4 protein-coding genes and 1 pseudogene are annotated in these 6,787 nt (G+C 52.2%); 1 reads left to right on the top strand and 4 read right to left on the bottom strand.

From position 1 onward, the window contains the following. A pseudogene (locus tag K9G39_RS09995) lies at window positions 1-471 on the top strand (integrase core domain-containing protein); the annotation flags it as partial. A gap of 109 nt (window positions 472-580) precedes the next feature. Here the strand turns inward: K9G39_RS09995 and K9G39_RS09990 are convergent. The 4 genes from K9G39_RS09990 to K9G39_RS09975 form a co-directional block, all read right to left on the bottom strand. Beyond that, complete coding sequence (locus K9G39_RS09990; protein WP_292004781.1) at window positions 581-1,438, bottom strand: glycoside hydrolase family 75 protein; 858 nt, start codon at window positions 1,436-1,438, stop codon at window positions 581-583. Between the two features lie 169 nt (window positions 1,439-1,607). Continuing rightward, window positions 1,608-4,058: a polysaccharide deacetylase family protein gene (locus tag K9G39_RS09985; protein WP_292004780.1), complete on the bottom strand. Its 2,451-nt coding sequence runs from the start codon at window positions 4,056-4,058 to the stop codon at window positions 1,608-1,610. A gap of 21 nt (window positions 4,059-4,079) precedes the next feature. Continuing rightward, complete coding sequence (locus K9G39_RS09980) at window positions 4,080-5,438, bottom strand: glycosyltransferase (RefSeq protein WP_292004779.1); 1,359 nt, start codon at window positions 5,436-5,438, stop codon at window positions 4,080-4,082. A 61-nt stretch (window positions 5,439-5,499) separates the two neighbouring features. Then, window positions 5,500-6,435 carry a hypothetical protein gene (locus K9G39_RS09975; RefSeq protein ID WP_292004778.1) on the bottom strand — a complete coding sequence of 312 codons (936 nt, stop codon included), beginning with the start codon at window positions 6,433-6,435 and terminating at the stop codon, window positions 5,500-5,502. Window positions 6,436-6,787 lie beyond the last annotated feature (352 nt).

Genomic DNA, 6,787 nt, shown 5'->3' with positions numbered 1-6,787 from the left:
TGCTGGCATGGAGGCTTTCGAATTCCCTGGATAGCAGCTTCTGTGTTGATTGTCTGGAAGAAGCTATCCGCAAGTACGGAATGCCGGAAATCTTCAACACCGATCAGGGTACCCAGTACACCAGCGAAGCGTTTACCGGTGTGCTCAAGAACCATGGTATCCGCATCAGTATGGCTGGCCGGGGTCGGGCGCTGGACAATATCTTCGTCGAACGGCTATGGCGGAACGTCAAACAAGAAGAGCTGTATCTGAAAGGCTATGAGACGGCGGTCGAATTGATGCGGGGATTAACGGAATATTTTCGTTTTTAACAATACCCGGCAGCCCCATCAGTCGCTGGGGTAGAAAACCCCGGCCAAGGTATATGAAAGTGCAACAGGTGGCGGTGCTCGCATTGTTGAAAGGTTCTCTCAAAAAAAGTGCCTCCGAAGGGTCATCGGAGACTACAGAGCAGCAGAGGAATCTGCATAAGTAACCGGTGGATTGCCACCTTAAACTTGACCTCTTTTTGTCTGCTCAATGGGCTCCACTTCATACCCATGTAGAAAGCTTTTCAAAAAAAGAGTTCCGAAAAGCTCGTTCACAGCTGCTTCGAACGCTCCTTCGACGGAACGGCTGAAGCAAAAGCGGAAGGCCGTCCGACGGAGGCTAAAACTGCCTCTGCCCCCCCGATCGAAGCGAGCAGCTCCAGGGCGATGCGTTCGACATTCTTCGGGCTCTGCGGCCAGGGATATCGCTCTCCGGAACCGGGAAAAACGATATAGAGAATCTCGCCGAGCGGCTCCTTCGGGCCGGTACGCGCAGATACTTCGCGGCCGCCAAGGCGCTCTGCCAGACGGATTGAGACCTCCCCGAGCGGATGGTTGCGCGGCCCGAGATCGCCGACCACGAAGGGAGAACTCTCTCCGGTGGAAAGATTGACGGCGATACCGATATCACCAAGCGAACCTACCCCATTCAGAGCACTGAAGGTGACAGGAAAAACCACATAAGGTACACGCGAGGCATCGACGTAACGCGCCGGATCGGTAACCGGTCGGGCGGGGTCTTTCAGGGCTGTCATGGAAAGGTAGTAGCCCGAATAACGTCCCGAGGCCATGACGAAGGGACGGTCGGGATTTCCGGGATCGGTGACCAGCACGGTTTTCCACCATGAGGTGCCGGGATAGCCTGCATGGCGGAGATGGTCGAGACCGGTATTTTCGGGATGATAGGCGTTTGGAGCGCCATCGGCATCAATGCTCATAAAATCCGTGACGTAGCAATACGCACGGCTTTCGGCAATACTGAACAGCCTGGTTTTACCGTATTTTTTCCAGACTTTCATCCGTAACTCCTCCGCAATCCCCTCACGTTGAAAAGGCATATGGCAGAAAAAAACGGCCAGCGCCGCGACAACGGCAATCCTGACATTGGCAACAAGAAAATTGAGCTGCATGGTGTTTCGGAAAGGTTCTTGCGGCTTGCCCCGGAAAGAGAGCTGTTTTGAACCGGTAATAAAGCCTTTTTCAGGAAAAACAACACCAATATAGGAAATTCAGCAGACCCAAAAAAAAGGGGAAGAGGGCGAATGCCTCTTCCCCTGAAGGAATTATTGCATAAAACGTTCAGTAAAAGTCGATGCTGCCGGTATAGGTGCTACTCTCCTCTGCATCCCTGACGAAGATATGATGAACGTGACCCATCTGCACCTTCTTCCCGCAGCCGCTGCACTCGAAGGAGTTCCAGAAGAAATGGGTCAAATTTTCCGAGCCGCAATGCGGACACTGGAGGGCAACGGTTTCATGCAGACGCTTCTCGACGAAGATCCACTGTTCTCTCTCAAATCCCCCCTCTATGGCCCTGGAAAGCATGGCCTGTCCCGACGGCGTAAGCCTTACGACATGTTCTTCGATATCTGCATAGCCGAGCAGGCAAACTTCGTGAAAATACTTGAGCGCCAGCGCCTTCCATTCTTGCGAATGATTCAGGACACGGTAAAGCTCCGGAACAGGGTCATTTGAACGACTGATCGCATCAAGCACCAGAGCGATCCTGTTCTGCTGAACCTTTCGGGCGTCGTACTGGTGAAGTATGCCCGAAAGCCTTTCGGCGGCGGGACCGTCGAGCGACCCGTTCACGATTGCGGCATCGATCTCCTGCCACGTTTTTTCTGAAACCGGAGCCGAGATACTCAACTCCCGAGTGTGAGCGTGAGCATGCCTGCCGAATACCGGTATAGCCACGAAATTCATGACGAAAAGCAGCACCAGCATGAAAATAGCCGACATCATGGGCAACTGGGGCACAACAATACTGCCGAGAGAGGCCCTGGGCTCTATGGATGAGAGCTGACGGCCGCCGAATACCTTTCTGAGCAGTTCAAGGCTTTCGTCCGTCATTTTCGAACCGCCCGCTTCGGTCAGCAGGCGATAGTCTGCAATTCCGATACCATCACTTCCTGACGCTGCACCTGCAAGAGCCTTCGAAAAGCGTTCATCGCTCCATTTGCCGCTGGCGTCAAACTGGAGTTTGGTCATGACCGGCCGCTCTCCGGCCCGGTTGCGGATCGAGAGTGCGATGTGGGATATCCTGTCTTCGTCGTACGCCTCCCGGGCGTAGATAGCGACCGGAACGAGCAGGTCGAGATGACGAGAAAGCACGGCTATATCCTGTCCCGAAAGTTCAGCCTCACGGTACGAAACCGAAGCGCTGCCGGAAAGAGCTGCGGAAAACTCGACGTTTCCGCCCTCTTTTTTTACGACATCCCTGATCTTTGAGGCAAATGCTGCTATCTCTCCGGCTCTCCAGTTGGTCCAGGCCGTGTAACGGCTGCTGATCAGCTCCGCAACGCCGGGAAGGCTCGACAGCTTGTTATCCGCTGCAAAATCCCTGACGGCAGTCTGCGAGTAATCGTGATTGATGTCCGGATAGCGAAGATCATCGAGATGGATGCCGTCAAGCCGGTAGCTTTTCAGAAGCTCTCTGACGGTTTCGGCCGTATGGGCGGCAACTTCCGGATGGGAGGGCGAAAGCCAGATTGCCGAACGGGTTCCATTCTGCGATATCATTGCCCACTCCGGATGACTGCGCAAGGCTGATGCATCGGCAAGCGCAGGAATCCATGCATGTACCCGCATCCCCCTGCTTTTGAGCAATGCAAGGGTTTTTCCGAAAAGGTCATCGCCAACGCCTTCCGGCCCAAAGTAGCTGTTGCCTTTAGTGTCCCTGGCCATGAGAAAAACGTCGGTAGCCCCAAGTCCTGAAAGATTGCGGGCAATGGCCTCGGCATTGTGGCTTCCGGAAGAGAAATCGACCCATACCGAATAGCGTTTCGGTTTGTGGGCATCGACCGATGACATCCAGGTATCGGCGGAGACGAACGAGCCGCCCTCTTTGGTGACAAATGTCACAAATGACCGCAGGACTTCAGGGTACTTGACGGCCATTCTCGGATGCAGGAGAATCATAACAGGCTGACCGAGCCCGGCTTTTTCGCGGTAAAGAGCCTTGAGCCATCCTTCGAATTCAGCTGCCGTTGCATTGTGCCTGTAAAGCATATCGTAATCAGAAGCGATCATGGTGCCGTTCATGAAACTGGAAATCGGAACCTCGTAGAGCACGTCCTGACGTTGCCAGCGGTCCTGATCGGAACTGTCGTAAACAAAGCCCATCTTCTTCAGGCTCTTCATGACCTGTTCGTTGTACTCCATATAGGGAGCACGGAACCAGAGCGCAGGCTTGCCGGTAATCGATTCCAGCGCCTGTTTTGCCTTTCGCATTTCATATTCGAGCGCTTGCGCGTCGAGCTGGGTGAGGTGCGGATGCGAATGGGAGTGCGAGCCGATGGTGTTGCCGCCCCGTGAAAGCTCTGCGACAAACTCCCGGTTCTGTTCGGCAAACTGCCCGGTAATGAAATAGGTTGCCGGGACACGCAGGTCAAGCCTTCTGAGTGCCGAAACATCCTCATTACGTTCCGTATCGAAAGAGAGCATGACCGGCACCGGCCGGGCCTCCGCAGGTGCCGTTGGAAAGCATACCGCCATGAGGATTGCTATGGTTATTATGATGGTTTTCATGATTCCGCTCCGGAATAGGGGTTACCAGACATTTTTTCGATTCTGCATTTCATGCGAAAAAGCCAGGATGCGCGTATAGCTTAAAAACACGCGGTATGGCTGAGTCATGAACGATGAAAGAACAAGCGAGACAGAGAGCTTCCCTGACTGAATCAGGGGAACGATTCCCTGCAGGGCGTTGATGACTTCCATGACGATGATATAGGTCAGACCAAGCTTGAGAAAAGTCAGCGGCATTGGCGAGAGCATGACGATAAACGGATAGATCGCAAGAAAAATCATTTCCAGAAATGCACCGCCATACCCGATAAAAAGCGAATAGGGAAGCCAGAACATGCTGATGGAACCGGTCGCCCCGGTGAACAGGGTCGCATGGTGTTCGCGATAAACCTGCAGGTGACCTCTCGACCAGCGGATACGCTGCTTTTTAAGGCCGTTCCATGTGGTCATGGCTGTTGTATAGGAGATAGCCCGGGGCTCGTAAACCGCCTTGTAGCCAAGTTCGAGAAGGTCGATGGTAATATCGAAATCCTCGGCAAGGGTCCTGTTCCGGTAACCACCGGTTTCGAGCAGCACACTGCGACGGAATGCCGTTGCGGGTCCAGGACAGATGCTGACCGAATCACCCGAACGCACCTGGGCTTCCTTGATGACCGCCTGTCCGTAGAGATACTCGAGGGTCTGCATCCTTTTGAGATAACTGTTATTACGTTTGAGTACAACCTTTCCTGCAACGGCCGCGATTGAAGGATCGCTGAAATTACCGACAAGGTAACGCAACGCCATGGAATCAAGAGCCGAGTCGGAATCAGTGAAAAAAATAATCTCGCCTTTTGCCTTTTCAATTCCCTTGTTCAGGGCGGCAACCTTCCCTCTGTTGTGACGCAACCTGATCAGGGAAACATCGTAGTTTTCGATGATCGGCAGGGTCAGATCACGAGACCCGTCATCAACGATAATGACCTCGTAAGCGGGATAATCGAGCTTGAGCACCGATTCGATGCACTGCGCTATATTGGATTCCTCATTGAATGCGGGAATAATGACTGAAACGAAAGGAAGTCCGGCATTAACCTTTTTCTCCCCCTGGGGCAGCATGGAAAGTCCAGTGAAAAAGAGAAAGGGAAAAAGCGAACCGAAAACATAGATCGAAAGGAACATCTGCTGGAGCTGACGCATCCAATGCAGAACATAATGCTGTTCATTGCCAAACAGCATGGTGTTGAGAGTGTCGATGAACACGGGCAACGTATACCAGAGCATCAGGGACATTGCAGCCGACAGAATCAGCACCACGGCCACGCCTGATGGATTTTTCACTTTCAGGCACCCTCTGCTGCCAAGACAGCGGACGCTGGAGATAAGTGTTGCCTGGTTCATCGTTCCTGTATTTTGGTGTTTCAATGGTTGCGGTCAAGAGCGCGCGAATAGTCTTTGCCGTTCAGAGAATCGGAATCCAGAAATTCACGCCGAAGCGTATATCGTTCGAGACATCCTGCTTCTTGTCCAGATAATCGACATGCAGATACTCGGCATACACGGAAAAACTGCCTGGAAGAAACTTGTCCAGTGCAATTCTCACGCCCGGCCCGTACTGCAGGTAGTTGATCCAGGGCTCCCGGTTCCACTCCTCTTCGAGAAAATCATTGACCAGTTCAGCTTTCACGTAAGGCTCTATGGCCACATCACCGACATCGAAGCTCAGACCCGCCTTGGGAGCTATGGTGCCGATGATATAGTTGTTGGCTCCCTCTTCGCTGAAATAGGTCGAATGGTAAGCCAGCTCTCCCCATACTTCCGTCCAGAGCCTAATCCCTTCAGCTATCGGCTTCTTTCGGGCATACCAGAGGCTGACACCTGTCTTGAAATTTTCAGTCGAAATACCTTCGGGAACCTCATTTTTCGCCTGGTCGACGGATGAAGTCATAAACTGGTACTCTGAGAAAAGCGCTGTATAGAGCCCTCCCGTGTATTCGCCCTTTTCGTCCGCATAAGAGTGTTCCCTGCTGACCTTCACACCAAGACCGACAATCTGGTTGTTATTCCAGTAATGCCTGTTCCATGACTCGCCTCCAAAATCGTGCGTCATGGTAAAATTCAGGTACGGAGCCAAAAAGGTCTTCTCATCCAGGTAGTGCTTCCAGCTAAGACTGACAGGCATCGAAAGGATGTAGTAACCTTCACGCTCCTCTCCGTCGGACTCATCGCGATCCCTGTCGAAATTGTACTTCGAGTAATAGGCGTTTCCGCCAAGAACAAGACTTGGGCCATCGGCAGGTTTTTCAGCTTCTTCGGCATGGAGAGGAGTACCGTATGAGGCCAGTCCCATAACCAGGAAAGCACCCGCAATCACGTTATTTATTCGAATGTGTTCCATAACCAACCTCTTGTTTTCAGCTTGACTTTGATTGTCCCCGCCGGCGGATTTTCCCTTTTTCAGCCCTTCGCCGCCAGTGAGGCTTTACTTGCAGATATACAATTATCGTGCCAACAGTTTTTTTTAGTCCAAACCGTTATTTTATAACGTCTTGATAATTTAAATCAAGTACATTCAAGCCTGAATGAGGCATAAAAAAAGTATTAGAATTGTATCGCGATGGTACGAAGCGCCTCAAAAGCCGAATCGACTGATACAGGAAAGAGTTACAAAAACGGGGACTGCCGTGAGATGACAGGAGTATGGGGAAAGGAGTCTGGATATTGGGGTCTGGAGCCAGGAAAAAGTAGTG

It is taken from the genome of Chlorobium sp. (assembly GCF_021740465.1).
Classification (GTDB): Bacteria; Bacteroidota; Chlorobiia; order Chlorobiales; family Chlorobiaceae; genus Chlorobium.
Note: the sequence above shows the minus strand (reverse complement) of the source record. Positions and strands in the feature narration are given on the sequence as shown.